This window comes from Aminobacter sp. P4_D5, from assembly GCF_056401815.1.
This window is the reverse complement of record NZ_JBFUIP010000723.1, coordinates 1-709: the sequence shown is the minus strand read 5'-3', so window position 1 is coordinate 709 and position 709 is coordinate 1. Positions and strand designations below refer to the sequence as shown.

At 67.7% G+C, this 709-nt stretch carries 1 protein-coding gene; it reads right to left on the bottom strand.

Annotated features, from left to right (window positions below):
• A partial coding sequence (locus AC1DWF_RS34580; protein ID WP_476842990.1) for a hypothetical protein occupies positions 1-450 on the bottom strand: 450 nt, incomplete at its 3' end.
• Between the last annotated feature and the right edge of the window lie 259 nt (positions 451-709).

Here is a 709-nt window from a genome sequence, read left to right as displayed (position 1 = left end):
CTCCCGTTCCGGTCCGGCAGGCCTGACTTCGCGCAGGGCGTAGGCTGTCCCGGCCGGAACCTGGACGGGCAGGCCGCCGCCGATCCGCTGGGCGGCGACCACCGAGAAGAAACTCCCGTCGTCCCGCCCGACATAGATGCTGCTCAACGCGGGGGCCGCCTCGAGGGCCCGCGCCACCAGGGGCAGCGCCGCGACATGCTCGACGTCGTCGTCGACTTCCGCGAGACGGCTTGCCGCCAGCAGGTTCGCGGTTTGACTCGCTGTTCCCAGAAGTCGCCGAACTTCCAGACTGATGGTCTCGAGAGTCGGGCGCGAGATCTTCTCCGCGGCGATCAGAGCGGTACGGCGATTCTGGTAGTCGGCGTGCAGACCGAGCAGCGCGAGCGCAATGACCAGCAGCGCAACGAAGGCCGCGCTCAAATGGACGAAGAGCGGCAGGCGCCAGCGCATGGCGGAACCCCGTTGACTCGCGAGGAAATCAGCCTAGCCGGGTTAACCACCTCCCCACAAAAGGAAACACCCCTGCCAGCCGCCTATTTCGGGTCAGGCGCGGGCGCCAGCCTCGAAAAGAAGTGATGCGTTACAGCATACGACCCTGCATCAGAAGTCGGCGGTCCGGCCCTCGGCTACTCCTGCGCAATCCCGGCCCGCACGATGAGGTCACGCCAGGCCGGGACCTCGCGGGCGATGCGGTTGGCCAGCGCCTCCG